At 62.4% G+C, this 18,478-nt stretch carries 18 protein-coding genes; 13 read left to right on the top strand and 5 right to left on the bottom strand.

Translation table 11 applies throughout. The features are described from left to right. The first annotated feature begins 75 nt into the window (after positions 1 to 75). The 4 genes from AC0J5Z_RS20650 to AC0J5Z_RS20635 all read left to right on the top strand — a co-directional run bounded on the left by AC0J5Z_RS20650 (position 76) and on the right by AC0J5Z_RS20635 (position 3,896). Positions 76 to 456 carry a MarR family winged helix-turn-helix transcriptional regulator gene (locus AC0J5Z_RS20650; RefSeq protein ID WP_475036107.1) on the top strand — a complete coding sequence of 127 codons (381 nt, stop codon included), beginning with the start codon at positions 76 to 78 and terminating at the stop codon, positions 454 to 456. Between the two features lie 285 nt (positions 457 to 741). Then, complete coding sequence (locus AC0J5Z_RS20645; protein WP_475036104.1) at positions 742 to 2,169, top strand: M23 family metallopeptidase; 1,428 nt, start codon at positions 742 to 744, stop codon at positions 2,167 to 2,169. A gap of 119 nt (positions 2,170 to 2,288) precedes the next feature. Continuing rightward, positions 2,289 to 2,771, top strand: coding sequence for a glutathione peroxidase (locus tag AC0J5Z_RS20640; protein WP_475036101.1), 483 nt, complete (start codon positions 2,289 to 2,291; stop codon positions 2,769 to 2,771). A gap of 141 nt (positions 2,772 to 2,912) precedes the next feature. Further along, complete coding sequence (locus AC0J5Z_RS20635) at positions 2,913 to 3,896, top strand: phosphodiesterase (protein WP_475036099.1); 984 nt, start codon at positions 2,913 to 2,915, stop codon at positions 3,894 to 3,896. On the opposite strand, the gene AC0J5Z_RS20630 is transcribed toward AC0J5Z_RS20635, so the two are convergent. Further along, positions 3,874 to 5,289 carry a stealth family protein gene (locus AC0J5Z_RS20630; protein ID WP_475036097.1) on the bottom strand — a complete coding sequence of 472 codons (1,416 nt, stop codon included), beginning with the start codon at positions 5,287 to 5,289 and terminating at the stop codon, positions 3,874 to 3,876. The genes AC0J5Z_RS20635 and AC0J5Z_RS20630 overlap by 23 nt on opposite strands. A 224-nt stretch (positions 5,290 to 5,513) precedes the next feature. Continuing rightward, entirely contained in the window at positions 5,514 to 6,434 is a 921-nt protein-coding gene (locus AC0J5Z_RS20625) for a Cof-type HAD-IIB family hydrolase (RefSeq protein WP_475036095.1), read from the bottom strand. A 136-nt stretch (positions 6,435 to 6,570) separates the two neighbouring features. On the opposite strand from AC0J5Z_RS20625, the gene AC0J5Z_RS20620 reads away from it, so the two are divergent. Next, positions 6,571 to 6,870 (top strand): type II toxin-antitoxin system VapB family antitoxin, encoded by a 300-nt coding sequence (locus AC0J5Z_RS20620; protein WP_018778077.1) that lies wholly within the window; start codon positions 6,571 to 6,573, stop codon positions 6,868 to 6,870. A 22-nt stretch (positions 6,871 to 6,892) separates the two neighbouring features. After that, positions 6,893 to 7,540: a LytR C-terminal domain-containing protein gene (locus AC0J5Z_RS20615; RefSeq protein ID WP_475036093.1), complete on the top strand. Its 648-nt coding sequence runs from the start codon at positions 6,893 to 6,895 to the stop codon at positions 7,538 to 7,540. Positions 7,541 to 7,629: 89 nt separating this feature from the next. Here AC0J5Z_RS20615 and AC0J5Z_RS20610 read toward each other — a convergent pair whose 3' ends face one another. Next, on the bottom strand, positions 7,630 to 8,316 hold the full coding sequence (locus AC0J5Z_RS20610; RefSeq protein ID WP_475036091.1) for a TetR/AcrR family transcriptional regulator: 687 nt from the start codon (positions 8,314 to 8,316) through the stop codon (positions 7,630 to 7,632). Between the two features lie 48 nt (positions 8,317 to 8,364). Next, a complete protein-coding gene (locus AC0J5Z_RS20605; protein WP_475036088.1) occupies positions 8,365 to 9,363 on the bottom strand; it encodes a LacI family DNA-binding transcriptional regulator in 999 nt (332 codons plus the stop codon). A gap of 107 nt (positions 9,364 to 9,470) precedes the next feature. Here AC0J5Z_RS20605 and AC0J5Z_RS20600 point away from each other — a divergent pair, with 107 nt between their 5' ends. The 7 genes from AC0J5Z_RS20600 to arfA all read left to right on the top strand — a co-directional run bounded on the left by AC0J5Z_RS20600 (position 9,471) and on the right by arfA (position 17,488). Continuing rightward, positions 9,471 to 10,592 (top strand): Gfo/Idh/MocA family oxidoreductase, encoded by a 1,122-nt coding sequence (locus tag AC0J5Z_RS20600; RefSeq protein WP_475036086.1) that lies wholly within the window; start codon positions 9,471 to 9,473, stop codon positions 10,590 to 10,592. Further along, complete coding sequence (locus AC0J5Z_RS20595; RefSeq protein WP_475036083.1) at positions 10,589 to 11,380, top strand: TIM barrel protein; 792 nt, start codon at positions 10,589 to 10,591, stop codon at positions 11,378 to 11,380. The genes AC0J5Z_RS20600 and AC0J5Z_RS20595 overlap by 4 nt, the downstream gene beginning before the upstream one ends. Positions 11,381 to 11,502: 122 nt before the next feature. Beyond that, positions 11,503 to 12,504, top strand: coding sequence for a LacI family DNA-binding transcriptional regulator (locus tag AC0J5Z_RS20590; RefSeq protein WP_475036079.1), 1,002 nt, complete (start codon positions 11,503 to 11,505; stop codon positions 12,502 to 12,504). Positions 12,505 to 12,687: 183 nt separating this feature from the next. Next, positions 12,688 to 14,022 (top strand): extracellular solute-binding protein, encoded by a 1,335-nt coding sequence (locus AC0J5Z_RS20585; protein ID WP_475036077.1) that lies wholly within the window; start codon positions 12,688 to 12,690, stop codon positions 14,020 to 14,022. A gap of 35 nt (positions 14,023 to 14,057) precedes the next feature. After that, positions 14,058 to 14,978, top strand: coding sequence for a carbohydrate ABC transporter permease (locus tag AC0J5Z_RS20580; RefSeq protein WP_475036075.1), 921 nt, complete (start codon positions 14,058 to 14,060; stop codon positions 14,976 to 14,978). Positions 14,979 to 14,980: 2 nt separating this feature from the next. Then, positions 14,981 to 15,883: a carbohydrate ABC transporter permease gene (locus AC0J5Z_RS20575; protein ID WP_475036073.1), complete on the top strand. Its 903-nt coding sequence runs from the start codon at positions 14,981 to 14,983 to the stop codon at positions 15,881 to 15,883. A gap of 66 nt (positions 15,884 to 15,949) precedes the next feature. Further along, positions 15,950 to 17,488 (top strand): arabinosylfuranosidase ArfA, encoded by a 1,539-nt coding sequence (gene arfA / locus AC0J5Z_RS20570; protein ID WP_475036071.1) that lies wholly within the window; start codon positions 15,950 to 15,952, stop codon positions 17,486 to 17,488. 98 nt (positions 17,489 to 17,586) lie between these two features. Here arfA and AC0J5Z_RS20565 read toward each other — a convergent pair whose 3' ends face one another. Then, a complete protein-coding gene (locus AC0J5Z_RS20565; RefSeq protein WP_475036069.1) occupies positions 17,587 to 18,348 on the bottom strand; it encodes a DsbA family oxidoreductase in 762 nt (253 codons plus the stop codon). Positions 18,349 to 18,478: the final 130 nt, after the last annotated feature.

Here is an 18,478-nt window from a genome sequence, read left to right as displayed (position 1 = left end):
TCATTCAATGACAAGGAATATGATGCGGAATATTATGACGTGGATTCTAACGGCGTCATGAACTAGAATCAGGGCATGGCAACGACGCGTGACCGTCAACTGGTTGAGCAGTGGCGCAGCATCCAGAACTCCTACTTCCGCACCGCAGGAGCAATCGACCGCGCCCTCGAAGCCAAGTTCGACATTGGGCTCAACGAGTTCGAAATCCTGGACCTTGTTGCCGAAAGCGAAGAATCGGCATGCAGGATGAAGGCCTTGGGAGAACGCACCCCCATGACCCAGAGCGCTGTCTCAAAGGTGGTGGACCGGCTGGAAAAAGCAGGCCTGGTGTCCCGCGAAACCTGCGTTGACGATCGCCGCTCCCTCTTCCTGGAACTGACTGAGGCGGGCCGTGCACTCCACGCCAATGCCGCCGTCGAACACCGTGCCCTGCTGAAGGAAAACCTGGGCTCCTAGACACCGAAAAACAAAGCTCAAGTTTCTTGAGCTAAAACTGCGCCAACCTTTCGGTAGATGGCACCCGGGAAGCCTTTATTTCTCCACTGATTCCCGCAACAATGGTGCTTGCACGCCAGGCTGGGGTTTGGTGCCGCTGGCTTTGGGGAGTGTTTTGTGGGCAAGCATCATGAATCAGACCGGGCAGTAGACCTGATCCGTACCGTAGGCTTCCATCGCGTTCTAATAGCCGGAAGTCTCGCCGTCCTGGCTTTCTTTGCGTTTGGGTTCCAACCCTTGAATTCCGTGGCCAGCAGCTCCGTTGGCGGAGCACTGGCGCAGGGGGTGGTGGAACCAACGGCTCTGGGCACCCTGGTGCCGCCGGAAGCCGAGACCTTGGTGATCGACTCCATGCCGGAGCCCCCCGAACAAATCCCTGGCGCGCCCATGGTCTTTTTCGACCGCGCTCTGGTCCGCACGGTCAGCAAGGACGGATCCACAGGCCTTACCGTTGCCTCCGCCGGCCTGTCCCGGCCACCTGCGGGCAGTCTCTACTCACCGCTTGAGGTCCTCAACAAGAGCTCGTCCTATGGCTACCGCTACAGCCCCTTGACGGGCCTGGCCGGAGAATTCCACTGGGGCCAGGACTACGCAGCCGCCTGCGGCACGCGGGTCTACGCCGCAGACGCCGGCGTGGTGCGGGCTGTCGGGTGGCATGTGTGGGGCGGTGGCAACCGTGTTGAAATCCAGCATGGAAATGGCCTGGTCACCACCTACAATCACCTCCAGGCAATCGGCGTCACGCAAGGCCAGTCGGTGCGGGTAGGCGAGGTCATCGCAGAGGTTGGGACCACGGGCTGGTCCACTGGCTGCCACCTCCACTTTGAGACGATCGTGAACGGTCTGCATACCGATCCCGCCAATTGGACACTGCTGTCCATCCGCCAGACTGATCCGCTGCAGACCATCGCCATGGTGAACTACCAGCCCGGTGTGGGAAATGGCGCCTCCGGGACCCCGCAATGGGCCGTTCCCGTATCGGATGGAACCAACCGGGCTGTCATTGGTGGAGAGCACGAACACGACGAACCGCTTCCTGTTCCGCCCGCCGTTTCGTCCGGCACCACTCCACCGGCCGCAAATCCGCCGAGCAACCCCGGGGGCACTCAGACCACTCCGCCAGCCACCACGACGCCGGTTCAAACCACGACGCCGACGCCCTCGCCTTCCGTGACGGCTACGCCGACGCCCACTCCGACGCAGACTGCCACACCGACTCCGACGACCACTGCGACACCAACGCCGACGACCACTGCGACACCATCGCCGACGGGCACCTCTACGCCGCCGCCGTCGACGAGCGCCCCGGCAACCACAACCGTGCCGCCATCGCTGACGACAGCCCCGGTGGCGCCGACCCTCCAAACGGCTGTTGTTCCGCCGCCGGCAGTTGTTGAACCTGCTCCGGCACCAGTAGTCGTGGCTCCGGCTCCAGTAGTCGTGGCTCCCGCTCCGGCTCCAGCCGTCGTCGAAGCGCCTGCCGTAACCCAGGCCGTGGTTCCGGCCGCTCCTGCACCTCCGGCTGCTCCTGCGCCCACGCCTGTCGCCGTCCTTCCGTCGGCGCTGCCGGCAGTGGTCCTCCCGCCGGGCTACATCCTGATCGCACCCGACCTGGTCCAGCGGCCGGACGGCGTGATCGTGCCGTTGTCCTCGCTCATCCTTCCGGCGCCCTAGACGCCACACGCTGACGGCACGTGCAACGCTGGCATATCTGCGTTTCGCGGCCCCAAGCCAGCTCCCGTAAGCTCGATGGCGGCAATCCCGCCAGACGACGTCGTCAGGAAGCGAACCCCATGACCAGCCTTTACAGCATTCCCCTTACCTTCAACGATGGCACCGAAGCAGACTTCGGCCGGTTCGAGGGCAAAGCGGTCCTGGTGGTGAATGTCGCTTCCGAATGCGGCTATACCCGCCAGTACGCGGGCCTGGAGGAGCTGTACGGCAAGTATCGCGCGCAGGGTTTGGAGATCCTCGGCGTGCCCTGCAACCAGTTCGGTGGGCAGGAGCCCGGCGCCGACCATGAGATTGCAGAATTCTGCGAGCGGAACTTTGGCGTAACCTTCCCCCTGACCAGCAAAGCCAACGTCTTGGGTAAACAGCAGCACCCCCTGTTTACGGAACTGACCCAGGACGAGGACGGGCAGCCGGCCAAGGTGAAGTGGAACTTCGAGAAGTTCGTCATAAACCGTGGTGGTGAACTCGTGGCAAGGTTCCCATCCACAGTGGAGCCTGACTCCGAAGACCTTATGGAAGCAGTGGAAAAGGCGCTGGCGTAGAGCCGCCGATTCTGAAGGGAGGAAAGTAATTTTCCAACATTCCGCCGGAAATTAGCCAGTTGTTGGCTTGTTGTCTGGTTGGATTGGCCCTACTGGATTGACACGGGAGAAGCCGTCTCCCACCAAACGCTAAGGCAAGCTATGGAGCTCATCGAGGCCGAATACCCCAAACCAGGTCATGTGCTTTTGCACCTGAGTGATCTTCACCTGGTGGGTGGACCGGGCACGCTCCACGGCTCGGTGGACAGCGCAGCCAGGCTCCAGGAGATCTGCGAGCAAATCATCGCCTCACGGATCAGGCCCGAGGCCATCATCTTCACCGGAGACCTCGCTGACAAGGGTGAGCTCGAAGCCTACGAGCGTCTCCGCGAGATGATTGAACCTCTCTGCGCGTCGCTGGGAGCCAAGGCCATTTGGGCCATGGGCAACCACGACAACCGGTCAAACTTCCGTTCAGCATTCGCGGACGCGTCTGCGGCCAGCAAGCCGCAGGATCCGGTGGACCGCAGCTACTTCGTCAACGGACTGCGTATCATCACCTTGGACACCACCGTCCCGGGCCATCACCACGGGGAACTGACAGAATCCCAGCTGGCCTGGCTGGCTTCTGAACTGGCCACGCCGGCCCCGGACGGCACCATCCTTGCGCTGCATCACCCGCCCGTGCCGTGCGTTCAGGACCTCGCGGTGTTGGTAGAGCTGCGCGACCAAGCCGCACTGGCCGCCGTCGTGCGTAATACTGACGTTCGCACCATCCTGGGTGGCCACCTGCATTACTCGACGACGGCGAGCTTCGCCGGCATCCCGGTTTCGGTCGCCTCGGCCACGTGTTACACGCAGGACCTCGCGGTTCGAGCCGGCGGACAGCGAGGGCGCGACGGAGCACAGTCGTACAACATGATCCACGTCTACGAGCACACGATCGTGCATTCCGTTGTGCCGATGTCCGGCGGAGTCACTGTTGGCGAGCCCTTGGATGCAGTGGAGGTTCAGCGGCGCCTGGCGGCAGCCGGCATCCGCATCCCGCACGAGTCCCGGGTGGGAGCCCACACCTCGCCGGGGACGCACACCTCTTCGCTCCCGCTTGTTTCACCCGGCGGCTTTACTTCTCCCAAGGCGCCTTGACGGGGAAGTACTTCTCCAGGAAATCGGTCACCAGTTCGGCGCGTTCTTCTGCCTCGACCTCGGGGAAGCTGCCATCGTTCAGGCAGAAGAAGTCCATGTGGCGCTTGGCCAGGAGCTTGGGCAGGTAGTGCAGTCCGGCCCACATGGTGGAGTCCACGTACCTGACTTTGGCGTTGGTCTGGGTGACAGCGCGGCCGGTCAGCAAGGCGTAGTAGTGGTAGAACGAGTTGGTCACCGAGATATTGTCCGCAGCGCGGAAACGGCTGCCCGCGGTCTTGGCGAATTCCGCGGGGAATTCCTTCTCCATGCGCGCCACAACACTCCGCCGCAGGGGTGCCGCGGTGTGCTCAAGGTGCCTGGTGGTGATCCGGCCGAAGCGCTCCCACAGCAGCTTGCGGTTGACACGGGCTGCATTCTCAAAGCCGCTGCGTTCGGCGTCGTTCTCGCCCAAGCCAATGCGGGTGTCAGCTTCAATGAACTTGGTGATGCCCCCGGGCGTGAAGAACATGTCAGGGCCAACGGGCCGGCCAAAGAACATATCGTCATTGGAGTACAGGAAGTGCTCTGAGAGGCCGTCGATGTGGTGGAGCTGGCATTCCACGGCTTGCGAGTTGTGGGTTGGCAGGACGGAAGGATCGGCGAAAAACTCCTCGCTGCGCACAATGGTCACGGAGGGGTGGTCCGCCAGCCAGGCCGGTGCGGGGGAGTCTGTAGCGATGAAGATCCGGCGGATCCACGGCGCGAACATGTGCACTGAGCGCAGCGCGTACTTCAGCTCGTTGACCTGGCGGAAGCGTGCCTCATGGTCGTCGCCCTCGCCAAGGACAGCCCCGGCCTGCTGGGCGCGCCTCCTGGCGATGTACTCGGGGTCGCTGCCATCCACCCACGAGAAAACGATGTCGATATCGAAGTCGATATCGCTGGCATGGTCAGCGAACATGTTCTCGATGGTGGGCCACGTGAGACCGTGGCGCTGGACTGTGCCGCGCACGGCGTCCTGCCGCAGCATGGTGCGGCGGGTCAGTGAATTCTCCACCGGTAGCTCCAGATGGTCGCCTTCGAACCGCCACAGCTCAAGCTGCACACCCAGGGCAGGGCCATACCAGAGGCCGCCACCGATCTCAACGCGGGGGCGGTACAGGCGGAAGATGCGGGCTTTCCGGTTTGCGGACAGCTCGCCGTCGGCCACCAGCACGGACGTCTTCTTCTTGGCGTCCACAGTCATGGAGTAGAAAGGCTCATTCCGGAATGCTGAAACAAGCGCCTTCCGGACGTCCTTGCGTGACTCCCAGTCGACGGCGACGACCGGCCTCTCGTCATTACCTCGCACCAGGATGAAGTCGACACCTGCGGCATCCAAAGCGGCCCGGACAGCCAGGAGATCGGACACCATGGCCTGTTGCGGCGTGAGTTCGCCGTTGACCAGGGCGTACCGCCCGCGGTGACGGACGACGTCGGACCTGTGCCTAAGATGCGCGACGACGGCAGGCGAGATCGCCTCAGCAATCGCATCCTCTTCGATGGACGGGCTGCCGTGGTAAATCGGATCGACCTGTGCTTGTGTGATGGCTGTATCTCCGGGATCGTTGGGGTGCGTGGAACTGGGTTCGCTGTTTGCTAAATGGAAAGGGCCTCGCGCCAGCTGCGGAGGAATGCGCCGCCGGCATCGTCGTGGATAACGTCGTCCGCCAACTCCAAGTCAGCGGCCGTCAAGATGGTGTAGGGCTTCACCGGTACGCCGTCTGCGGGCCGGACATCCACGTGCTTCACATCGTGATCGTTGTGGTGAAGCCAGTCTGCCATGGCATAGTCCGTGCGGGAATCACCAACGGTCCGCCAAGAGAGCGGGGTAATGCCTTGGGCCGCCAGGAGTTCAACGGCGCGGCTGGCTCCGAGGTCCTTGCCCAGGCGGACGGATTCAATGTCTGTGGAGATGATGGTGGGGTCAAGGCGGTAGTCCGCGGTGTCATCGGACTCCGGTGCGTGGTGGTCCAGAATTGCGGCGTTGAGGCCGTGGCGTCCCATGATGTCCAGGGCGTCGGCGTCGAAGAGTTTCTGCTCGGCCAGGTAATCCTCGCTGGCCACGTCCAGATGCTGCTCCACCGAGACCATGGCGCGCTTGGTCTCGTCAAAGAACATGTGCGCGGAGTAATCCTCGGCAACGAGCCTGCGGATGTCGTCCCCATAGGCTTTGGGAACGGCAAGCTCATGATCCACGTGGATAGGGCCCGGGCCCTCCGCGGTGTAGCTGAACCACACAGCGCCCTTCTCGCAAATAGCGTGAATGACAGTGTCCGCCGGCATTCCGGCGGCAATCATGGGTTCCATGACCTGCTCGCTGATAAATGCATCCGAGCGGCCCGTGTTGAAGATGACGGGGATGCCTGCCGAGGCCAAGGCCACCATGTCCGCAATGATGTCCGGCTTGACGTCGCGCGTCACAGGGCTGGCGATAGGGCCATCCACGTCCAGCAGCAACGCCAAGGCGGGCCTGGTGCGGGCAACGGTCCGGTCAGTACCGTGGAGCGGTTGAGTCATGCCCCTATTCTGTCAGTCCCGGCGGTTGCCTTCACAGCTATGACGCTCGACGACGATTAGTCACCTTTTGGCTACAACCTGCCTGTGCCGCGGGTCACAAGTTCCGTTAGGGCGGTATCTTCCATAGGCTTGCAGGGTGATCTTCAAAGCTGTGGGCGAGGGACGCCCGTACCCTGACCATGGATACTCCGCGCCGCGGGACTGGGCTGCCCTGCCTCCGCGCCCTGTCCGCCTCGACGACCTGGTAACCACAAAGCGCACCCTGGATTTGGAGGCTCTGTTAGCAGAGGACTCAACCTTCTTTGGTGATTTGTTCCCTCACGTCGTCCAGTATCAAGGCGTCATGTACCTCGAAGACGGGCTTCACCGGGCTGTCCGTACTGCGCTCCACCAGAGGACGGCCATTCACGCACGGGTATTGGTCATCGATGGCTAGCAAGCGCAGGCGTCCCAAAGATGTGACGCAGCTCCACGGCCACCATGTTGTGACCGGGCCGGAGCTTCGGGCAACCTTTGCCGAAGATGCCCGTGCCCACAAAGGTCGCTTCCGGCGGCGGCTGTTCCATGGAATCGTCCTGGTCCTGCTGGTTGGAGTGATCGCCGCCGGGGCCGTGGGTGCGTGGGCGATCATGAATGGCATGATCAAGGTCCCCACTGCGATCGCCAGCAAAGCCCCCACCAGCCTATGTCCCGCCACCACGTTCGACTACGTCCCGAACGAGACCGTGACCATCAACGTCTTCAACGCCACGTCCCGTGGCGGATTGGCCGGCACGGTTGCAGACGAGTTCACCGCCCGCGGCTTTAAGGTTGCCTCAGTGGACAACAGCGACACCGCGTACTCCGGCATCGGCGTGGTGGTGTCCGGCGTCAAGGGCCAGGCTGCAGCGTTCAACGTGCAGCGGAACCTTGCGGGGACGGACTACTTCGAAGACAACCGCGAGGACGAATCAGTGGATGTCATCATCACCCCTGGTTTCGAAGGCCTTGTGGAACCCCAGCTGGTGGACCAGACCCCCGGCACACTGCAGTGCCCCCGGGAGGATTTGCGGATCGCGGACAACTCCAAATGGCCCATCATCCCCTCGCTTCCCGCAGGGAACTAGGGCGCGCCAGGGACTCGCATTTTCATTGGCGACGCGCTGGGTGTTGGGCGACGCCCGGATGTGGGTGTCCCGAGTCAGTATGCGGGTCGTTAGCCGGCCAGGGCGTCGTGGGCAGGCGCGTCCAGCCTGATGGGCCTTCCAGTGTCGTCAAACCGGGCCCCCGCACCCAACTGAATGAAGCGCACCGTTTGCGTTGTGTGGGCTTCTACGTCCGAGGTTGGGGCAGGCGGCTGAGAGTCGCCGTCGGACGTTCGGTTGCGTCGTGCGGCGCTGGCGGACAGTGTTCCGTGGATAAGCCGCGCCAACTGGGCGACATCGATATCCGGAAGGTAGCCCTGCTGGACCCCGTCCTGGAGAATGTCCTGAAGCAGGACGTTGAGGTCGCCCACATGGTCCGCAAGCTTCGCGAAGGAACCGGGGGAGAGGACGGCCGCCATCGCCGGTCCTGGCGGCAGGTGGCGGCGGCTGAGGTCCTCCACCTGGGCACGGACGTAGAGGGCAAGCCTGTCCACCGGGTTCTCCAGTGCGGCCAGAGAATCCCGGAGGTCCACGATGAACCGCTCAGTCTCGTCCAAGGCGTACGCGATGAGCAGTTGCTCCATGTCCGCGTAATAGTTGTAGACCGCGGTGCGTCCCACGCCGGCGTGCCGGGCGACGTCCGTCATGGTGAGCCCTGGGAGGCCATGGGTGAAGAGGAGCTCTCCAAAAGCGGTCAGAATCCGACGTTGGGTCTCGGCGCGTTGGGCAGCATTCGTGGCGGCCGTGATCCTTGGCATACAGACACTTTACAGTGATCTGTCACTAAGAGCTGTGAGGCGTCAGCATCAGTTGCCTGCAGGAGCCCGGGATGTGGTCTTGCGGAGGACCAGATGCGGCGTTCGGACCACGCTGCCTGGTGACTTAACCCCTTCGATCCGGTCCACGGCGCGGCCAACGGCCGCGGCGGCAAGGAGCGGAGCGTCCTGGCTGACGGAGGACAGTTGGACGAAGCTGAGCTTGGCGAAGTGGCTGTCGTCATAGCCCAGTACCGATATATCCTCGGGAATCCGGATCCCCGCGGCCCTGAAGCTTTCCATTATTCCGAGGGCCGACCTGTCGTTGAAGGCGATGACAGCCGTGGGCAGATTCGCCTGAAGGATTTGCCCGGCTCCCATGCCGTCTTCCTCTCCTGGACCACCTGGAACAACCACAGGTTGCAGCCCGTGGCGGATCATTTCCGAGCGGTACGTCTCCCGGCGTCTGTCCGACGAGACGGCAGCGCCGCCGTCGACGTGGACGATCCGGCTATGACCGAGACTGACCAAGTGGTCAACGGCTAACGCGATGCCTGCGTAATCGTCACTGCTGACCGAATCCACGAGGTCGCCCACATTGTCCCGAAGGAGGCTTACCACCGGCACCTGGCGGGCGTGTAGTGCGAGTTCATCCACGCTGAGGGTGGGAGCGATGATGATCAACGCCTCGGCGCCGACATCCAGCAAGGTCTCAATGGCGCGGGCCTCGGGCCTTCCGCTGGCCACTGCGCTCAGCGCAATTTCGTAGCCCATGGCCGAGGCTTCAGCGTACGCGGCATCCACAATTTCGGCATGAAAGGGCTGTGAGCTGGAAAAGATGAGACCCAGGAGTTTGGTCCTGCTGCTCCGCAGTAGCCTCGCCCGGGAGTCTGCCCGATATCCGAGTTGGCGGGCCGCCTCCAGGACTCTTTGCCGCGTCGATTCCGCCGCGCCGGGTGCACCCCGCATCACGATGGAAACCAAGGCACGGGAGACGCCGGCAGCCTCGGCTACGTCCATCAAAGTGGGGCGGCGCTGCAAATCCGACATATTTCCTCCTGGGTGCAAACAGTCTATAGAACGATCTAGACGTAGGGCGAACGACATGTCAGGATGGTGCGACTAGAACGATCTAGAAGACTATTTCAGGAGCTACCATGAGTTACCTTCAGCATCCGGTCACCGAAGACCGGCCGGTTCGTATCGGACTGATCGGAGCCGGATGGATCGGGAGTTTCCACGCTGAGTCCGTTGCGCAGCGCATCCCCAATGCCCGGCTTGAGGCGACCGCGGATCCCGCCCTTCAGGCCGTCGAGGCACTTGCCGGCCGCTTGGGCGTGGCCAAGATCAGTAGTGACCCGGCAGATGTGCTGAATGATCCGGATGTGGATGCTGTCCTTATCGCCGCGCCCGCGCGCTTTCATTCCGGGCTGATCGCCGCGGCAGCGCGGGCGGGTAAGCACGCTTTCTGCGAAAAGCCGGGTGGCCGTACTGTGGAAGAGCTTGATGAGGCGCTGGAAGCGGCAGAGGCCGCGGGCGTGATCGTCCAGTTCGGTTTCAACCGACGCTACGCAGACGACTTCGCCGCCGCCCGCAGGCTCATCGATGACGGCGCCATAGGAACCCCGCAGTTGCTGCGGTCCTTGACCCGCGATCCCGGCAACCCGGACGGGATTGCCAACCCGGAGCGGATTCCGCCGGGCACCATCTTCCTGGAGACCCTCATTCACGACTTCGACACCTTGAACTGGCTGAACCCGGGCGCTGTTCCTGTTCGCGTTCATGCGGTGGCTGACGCGCTGGTAGCTCCTGAGGCAAAAGAGGGCGGGCTGTTGGATACCGCTGTGGTCACCGTGACCTACAGCAACGGAGCCATCGCTGTGGCTGAGGCCAACTTCAACGCACTCTATGGCTATGACGTGCGCGGAGAAGTGTTTGGCTCTGCCGGAATGGTGACAGCGGGAGGCCCGCAGGCCAGCACGGCCATGAGCTACACCGCCGCCGGCATCAATGCGTCCACCGTCCGCCTGAATGTGGACCTCTTTCACGATGCATATACGGCTGAACTGGCCCTCTTTGTGGACTCCGTGAAGGCTGACCGTGACGGTGTCCAAGCCCCCGCCGTCCAAGCTGCCGGTGGAACCGCCGCGCGGAACGCCTTGGCTGTGGCCCTTGCCGCTTCCCATTCAGCCCAAACCGGGCTGCCGGTTGATGTGGCAACCATTGCAGTACTGCGTCCAGCCGAACCCGCGTTGCACGCCGTGGGGGAAGAAGCATGAGTTTGCGTTTGGCTGTCTGCGCTGAAATGCTCTACGGCGAACTTCCCTTGACAGAGCGTGTGGAGAGGATCCATGAGCAAGGCTTTGAGGTGGAGTTGTGGGACACCCGGGGCCGGGACATCGCGGCCCTGGCAGCAACAGGTGCCCGGTTCTCGTCGATGAGCGGCTATTTTGGCGGTAGCCTCACTGATCCCGCCAGTGCCGATGAGGTGGTGGCATCGGCCCGGAAACTGATTCCTGTCGCGCTTGAACTTGGTATCGAGCGTATGGTGGTCCACCCTGCAGAACTTGGGGAAGGCGGCCGGGCTGTCCGCCCCGTTCACCGATCTACCGGCGAGATGTGGCTGACCGGTCGGAGCACGCTCGAACGCCTGGCAGCATTGGGCGAGAAGCACGGAGTGGTCTTCGCGTTGGAGAACTTGAACACCGTGCTGGACCACCCCGGCATCCCCTTGGCACGCGCAAAAGACACGCTGGCGCTGGTCTCGGCTGTTAACCACCCCAACGTCAGGATGATGCTGGACCTGTATCACGCCCAAATCGGTGAGGGGAACCTGATCGAACTTATCCGGGCCGCATTGCCCTGGGTGGGAGAAATACAAGTGGCCGATGTCCCCGGCCGTTGCGAACCCGGCACCGGGGAAATCAATTACCGTGTCATCGCAGCTGCTCTTAGGAAGGCCGGGTACAAGGGGGTTGTCGGCCTCGAAGCCAAGGCCGCCGGAGGAGCCGGCCTGGAAGCCGGGGACACCGCGCTGGCGGCTTTCCGTGCGGCCTTCGAAGGCTAGCTAAGAGCGGCGGGTCCGCTTGTTATGGACGACAGTGCACTGCGTCCAAGGGCAAGAACTCGCGTAGCATCAAGGAAAACCGGTCAACAGGAGCGCCGGGCCAACAGCAGCTAGGGGGCGTCTTGCGCGCAACGGTCAAGGACGTAGCGCGCCGTGCAGGGGTTTCGCCTAAAACGGTATCGAACGTGATGAATGGGATCGTGCCGGTCAGTGGTCCTACACGGCTCAGGGTTGAGCAGGCCATGGCGGAGCTGGACTACGTCCCCAATCTTTCGGCACGCGGACTGCGGAACGGCCGCTCAGGTGTCATAGGACTGGCGCTGCCGGATCTGGCGACGCCCTTCTCGGCGGAGATTGCCCAAAGCATTGTGGAGGTTGCCCACGAGCAAGGCTTCAGTGTGCAGATCGAGGAAACCGGCTCTGACCCGCAACGTGAGCATGAGTTGATGACGCGTGCGCGGGCCAACCTTATCGATGGCCTGATCCTCAATCCTGTGGTGCTCAAGGAGAGCGCCGTGCAGGTAGGCGTCGCGCTGCCTCCGGTGGTCCTCCTGGGTGAGGTTACGCAGCAGCTGGCTGACCGCGTCTTCGTGGACAGCTTCGCTGCGGCACGGGACATGACCCTCGCTTTGGCCAGGCCGGGACGCAGGCGTATCGCAGTCCTGGGGGTCAATCGAGGAAGGCAGTCGGCCACGGCGATCCAGCGGACAGGCGGGTATGAGGCTGCACTGCAGATGTTGGGAATCGACCGCGATGAGTCGTTGCTGATTTCGTGCGACAGTTGGACGCCTGCTTCAGCGGCTGAATCGCTGGCTGAGTATCTGGACACAAACCCCTTGCCCGAGGCGCTGTTCTGCTTCACGGACTCCATGGCTCTTGGTGCCTTGAATACCTTGTGGAAGAGGGGCATGCGCGTTCCGGATGACATTGCGGTAGCCGGCTTCGATGACGTGATCGACGGGCGGTTTGCGGTACCTTCGCTGACCACGGTGTCCTTCGACAAGCGGGCTATTGCCACGGAGGCCCTCCGCCTGCTGACCGAGCGCATGTCCGATAGGACCCATGGGCAGCGCTTGGTTGAGATTGGTTACAGCATCGTGGAGCGGGACAGCAGCAGGGTCTGAAACGAGAGTCTCCCAATAAATTGTGTGCGCTAACAATTTTCTCTTGCCCTCCCTATTACATCGATGTAATGTGAGAGCTGCGTCACCCCCGGACCAACCTTTACCCGGATGTGGAGATGCGCCGGAGCCGGATTTTGCAGCAAAGCAGTGACCTTTCAGCGGACCCATCCAAAGGAGTGACGGGTGAAGCAGTTTGAATCTTTGACCGGGAAACAGTTGTCCCGGAGACAGTTATTGACAGGCTCGGCCCTTCTTGGCGGAGGTCTCCTGGCCACCGGTCTCACCGGTTGTGGCGGCGCGGCTCAGGCCGCGGCAGTGCAGGACATCGGGTTCTGGCACCTTCTTTCCGGCGGTGATGGCATCAAGATGCAGGCCATGATCAACAGCGCCAACCAAGCCAACGCGGGCTTTAAGGTGCATCCGACCGTGCTGGCGTGGGGACCGCCTTACTACACCAAACTCGCCATGGCCTCTGCCGGCGGCCGTCCTCCCGAGGTAGCCATCATGCATGCCAGCCGGGTTCCCGGATATGCGCCGGGCGGCCTCATTGATCCCTGGGATCTGGACCTGCTTGCCGAGAATGGCGTGACTGCCTCCGACTTCGCCCCCAGGATATGGGAGAAGAGCCAGCACAACGGCAAGGTCTTCTCCATCGCGTTGGACTCCCACCCCTTCGTCATGTTCTACAACACTGACGTGGCAGGCAAAGCGGGACTCCTGGGCAGTAACGGCCAGCTGCAAGAAGTCAGCTCGCCTCAGGAATTCAAGGCGATGGCCTTGGAAATGCAGAAGGTCACCAAGGCTCACGGCCTGTCCTTCGGCTACCTCGGCAGCGGCTCGCAGATGTGGCGCCTGTTCTACACCCTCTACAAACAGCACGGTGCTGACATGGAACTGACGCCAGGCCAGCCCATGAAGGTGGATCGGGAGGCCGCCATTGGATCGCTGGAGTTCATGGCCTCCCTCTTCGATGACACCATCGCCGCCCAGGCCGGGGACATCAGTACCGGTATTGCAGAATTCGCCCGCGGCGGCTCGGGCATGCTGTTCAGCGGAGTTTGGGAACTGCCCACCATGAAGAAAGCCGGCATTCCCGTTGACGCGGCCACCATTCCCACGCTGTACGGAACTCCGGCCTCCTATGCCGACTCCCACTCCTTCGTCCTGCCACGGCAACTGAACTTGAACGAGGACAAGCGCCGGGACGTCTACAAGTTCGTCACGGATGTCCTCAAAGGATCACTGTCCTGGGCGGAGGCCGGACATATTCCCGGCTACCAGCCCGTGGTCCAGTCACAGGCGTACCGCGAGCTCACGCCTCAGATCCACTACGCCAATGCGGCGGACATCATCGCCTACGATCCCGAATCCTGGTTCAGCGGCTCGGGCTCGGATTGGCAGACCTACTTCGCGGAGACTGTGCAGAACGTCCTCCTGGGTAGGGACAAGGCGACCGTGGGGTGGGATGCCTTCGAGCAACGGACCAACACCCTCCTCTCCCGACCCAACCCGGTCTAACCGGCCCACACACCGAGCGACAAAGGAGTCCTTAAATGAGTACCTCTACGCTGTCCCGGCCGAGGCCGGAGAACCTGCGCAAACCAGGGAGCCGCACCCGCAGCAACGTGAGCGGCTGGGCGTTCGCCACGCCGTTCCTGGTTTTCTTCCTCGTTTTCCTCGTCTGGCCCATTCTTTACGGCTTCTACATGAGCCTTACGGGCAAATCCCTCACCGGCGCCAACGACAGTTTGATTGGTTTCGCGAACTATGCCGAAGCCCTGGCCGATGCCGACATGTGGCGCTCCCTCGGCAACACCCTCTATTTCACGGTGATCAGTACCGTTCCGCTGGTCCTGGTTGCCTTGGTGATGGCGGCGCTCCTGAACATCGGCCTTCCGGCCCAGTGGCTATGGCGGCTCTCCTACTTTGCGCCGTTCCTGTTGGCTTCCACGGTGGTCTCACTTTTTTTCACCTGGATGTACAACCCGCAGCTCGGCCTGATCAACGAGTTCCTGACAGGCATCGGCCTCCCCAGGGTTGCCTGGCTGAATGACCCCAACGTGGCCATGTGGGCTATCGTCATAGCCACCCTTTGGTGGACCGTGGGCTTCAACTTCCTGCTCTACCTGGCTGCGATGCAGAACATCCCGGCCCAGCACTACGAGGCAGCATCGCTCGATGGCGCCGGAGCATGGCGCCAGTTCTTCTCCATCACGCTTCCGCAGCTGACGCCAACCACCGTGATGATCGTGCTGCTCCAGATCCTGGCGTCGCTGAAGATCTTCGATCAGGTGTACCAGATGACGGCGGGCGGTCCGGGCGGATCTACCCGACCAGTGGTCCAGTACATCTTCGAAACCGGGTTTACCGGATATCGGCTGGGATATTCAGCAGCCATCTCCTACATCTTCTTCGGACTGATCGTGGTTGTTTCCGTCATGCAGTTCGTCATCACCCGCCGCAGGAGTGCATAACCATGGCAATCCCTACCCTCACCCGTCCCGCGCCCAGTACCACCACTGCCAACAGCCTCAAGGTCCGCCAGCCACGAAAGAAGCTGACGGTGGGCAGGATCGCTGCCATTGTCGTCGCCGCCTTCATCGCGGTGCTGTGGCTGATCCCCTTCGCCTGGGCCACCGCCACCGCTTTCAAGACCGAGACGGATGCCGCAGCTCCGGACGTAACGTGGCTGCCGCCGTCGGGCTTCACTCCCGAAGCGTTCGTCAAGGTGTTCCAGGCCGGCAACATCCCGCTCTGGACGTGGAACTCCCTCTACACCTCGGCGGCCATCACAGCCATCACCCTGGTGATCTCGGCGCTGGTGGCCTACGCGCTCTCAAGAATCGATTTCAAGGGCAAGAAGGTGCTGATGACGGTGATCATCGCGTCCATCATCATCCCGCCGCCCGTGTTGATCATCCCGCTGTTCTACCAAATGCTGGCGCTGAACCTCATTGATACCTCGTGGGCCATCATCTTGCCGCAGGTCATCCACCCCGCCATGGTGTTCGTCCTGAAGAAGTTCTTCGACCAGATCCCGCGTGAACTCGAGGAAGCGGCTGTGATGGATGGTGCCAGCCGGCTCCGGATCTTCATGCAGATCATCCTGCCGTTGTCCCGGCCGATCCTGGCCGCCGTCGCCATCTTTGTATTCATTGGGGCGTGGAACAACTTCCTCTGGCCATTCATCTCCACCAATGACGACTCCCTGCTGACCCTCCCCGTGGGCCTGCAGACCATCAAGAGCGCCTACGGCGTCCAGTATGCGCAGAACATGGCATCTGCGCTGCTGGCCGCACTTCCACTGATCGTCGTTTTCCTCTTCTTCCAGCGCCAGATCATCAAGGGCGTTGCGACGACGGGACTCGCCGGAACGTAATCGGCGCCCTTTGGCCCACCACCAGTTTCAGAACACAACAGTTTTAGAACACAACCAAGGAGATACATGTCCCGCGCACGCATCACCCTCGACCGCGACTTCACCATTGGCGAGGTACCCCGACGACTCTTCGGCTCCTTCGTGGAGCACATGGGCCGGTGTGTCTACACCGGCATCTATGAGCCCGGGCACCCCGAGGCAGACGAGAACGGCTTCCGCCAGGACGTCATGAAGCTCGTCAAGGAACTCGGCGCCACCGTCATCCGTTACCCCGGCGGCAACTTTGTTTCCGGATACAACTGGGAAGACGGCATTGGCCCCCGGGAAAATAGGCCCCGCAGGCTGGACGGAGCCTGGCACACCGTGGAGACCAACGCCTTCGGCCTGCACGAGTTCGTGGACTGGTCCAAGCAGGCCGGCACGGAAATCATGGAAGCCATCAATCTTGGCACCAGGGGAGTGGACGCTGCCCGGGAGATCGTGGAATACGCCAACCACCCCGGCGGTACCTATCTGTCCGACCTCCGCGCCAAGAACGGGCACAAGGACCCGTTCAACATCAAGCTCTGGTGCCTGGGCAACGAGCTGGACGGTCCGTGGCAGATCGGCCACAAGACCGCCGACGAGTACGGCCGGCTGGCACAGGAAGCCGCCAAGGCCATGCGATTCGTTGACCCCTCGCTGGAGTTGGTGGCTTGCGGCAGTTCCAGCTCCAGCATGCCCACCTTCGGCGCGTGGGAGCAGACCGTCCTCACCCACACCTACGACGAAGTGGATTACGTGTCCCTTCACGCCTACTACCAGGAACACGAAGGCGACGTGGGCAGCTTCCTGGCCTCCGCCGTCGATACCGACTATTTCATCGAATCAGTGATCGCCACCGCGGATGCCGTTCGTGCCAAGGGCAAGCACAAGAAGCACATCAACCTGTCATTCGATGAGTGGAACGTCTGGTACCAGCGCGGCCTGGACACCGAGGACCAGCCACACAACGTGATCAAGGCCGGATGGCGCGAGCACCCGCGCGTCATTGAAGACAAGTACAACGTCACCGATGCCGTAGTGGTGGGGACGCTGCTCAACTCTCTGCTCCGCCATGGTGACCGCGTGAAGATCGCCAACCAGGCCCAGTTGGTCAACGTGATTGCGCCGATTCTCTCGGAAGAGAACGGACCGGCCTGGAAGCAGACCATCTTCCACCCGTTCGCGCGGATGGCCGAGCTCGCCAAGGGCCAGATCCTGAGGCTTTCGGTGGACTCGGACAAGTACTCGAACAACCGCTTCGGCGACACGGACCTGGTGGATGTCAGCGCCACCTGGAACGAGGAATCGGGCCGCGTGGCACTGTTCTTCGCGAACCGCGGACTGGAAGAAGCTGCCGACGTCGAAGTGGCTCTGCGCGGCTTCGACGCCCGCCAGGTGCTCCGCGCCGAAGTTCTGGAAATCCCTGAGGGCGGCGACCGTCTGACCATCAACAGCCAGGACCAGCCGGGGCGCGTTGGCCTGACGGCACTGGAAGGTGTGAAGGCGACTGGTTCCGAACTCCGCCTGACACTGCCCGCCCTGTCCTGGGCCGTCGTCGAGCTTGATGTGGTGAAAGCCTAGCGACGCACCCAACTGAGTCGCAGCAGAGCGCGTTATGGACGTCCATAACGCGCTCTGCTGCGACTTACATGGGTTAGGGTTCGACGGCGGCTGGCTGGCTAGACTGGGCAGCCGTCCGGGCCGCAGGCCTCGGCGTCGGAGGTGCCCACGGGTATCAGCGGATTGGCTTCCTGCCACGCCTGGTTCAAAGCCTGACTGAAAAGGTCCGCGGGCTGTGCGCCGGAGATGCCGTACTTGCGGTCAATGACGAAGAACGGGACGCCGGTGACGCCGATGGCGCGGGCCTCGTTGATGTCCTGTGTGACCTCGTCCGCGTACTTGTCGGAGGTGAAGAGCTCGGCCACCTCGTCGGCGGGCAGTCCAAGGACTGCGCCGAGTTTCGTGAGGTAGTCCTGGTTGCCGATGTCCTTGCCGTGCTCGAAGTGGTCGCTGAGCAGGCGTTCCTTGGCTGCGTCCTGGCGGCCGTGGGCTGCGGCAAGGTGGATGAGGCGATGGGCGGTGAAGCTGTTGGCAACCACCACCTTGTCGAACCGGTAGTCCAGGCCTTCTTCCTTGGCGGTCTGCGTGACGTGGCCGAACATCTGCTTGACCTGCTCAGGGGCCATGCCCTTGCGCTTGCTCAGATAGTCGAGCTCCGTGCCGTCGTAGTGCTCCGGGATGGAGGGGTCCAGCTGGTAGCTTTTCCACTCGATGTCCACCGAATCACGGTGCGGGAACTGTGCCAGGGCGGTCTCAAAGCGGCGCTTGCCGATGTAGCACCACGGGCACGCGACGTCTGACCAGATCTCAATCTTCATGCTGGCTGCAACGTCTCCGGTCGGCACCACATTCCGGTAGGCGCTGTTATTTTTGTCACCCATTGGGCAGCTATTGCGGGCTGGAGGGACCACGCCTAGTGTTTGAAAAAGGTTATGCAGTCAGCCTGTAGGCGCTTGCCGCCACCCACCAATCGCGAGAGCTGGGCCGCGATCGACGCAGGACCGGGTCCGT

The sequence above is a fragment of the Paenarthrobacter sp. TRD_SC_7 genome (assembly GCF_056156245.1).
The sequence above is the reverse complement of the archived record's forward strand: the minus strand, read 5'-3'. Positions and strand labels throughout refer to the sequence as shown.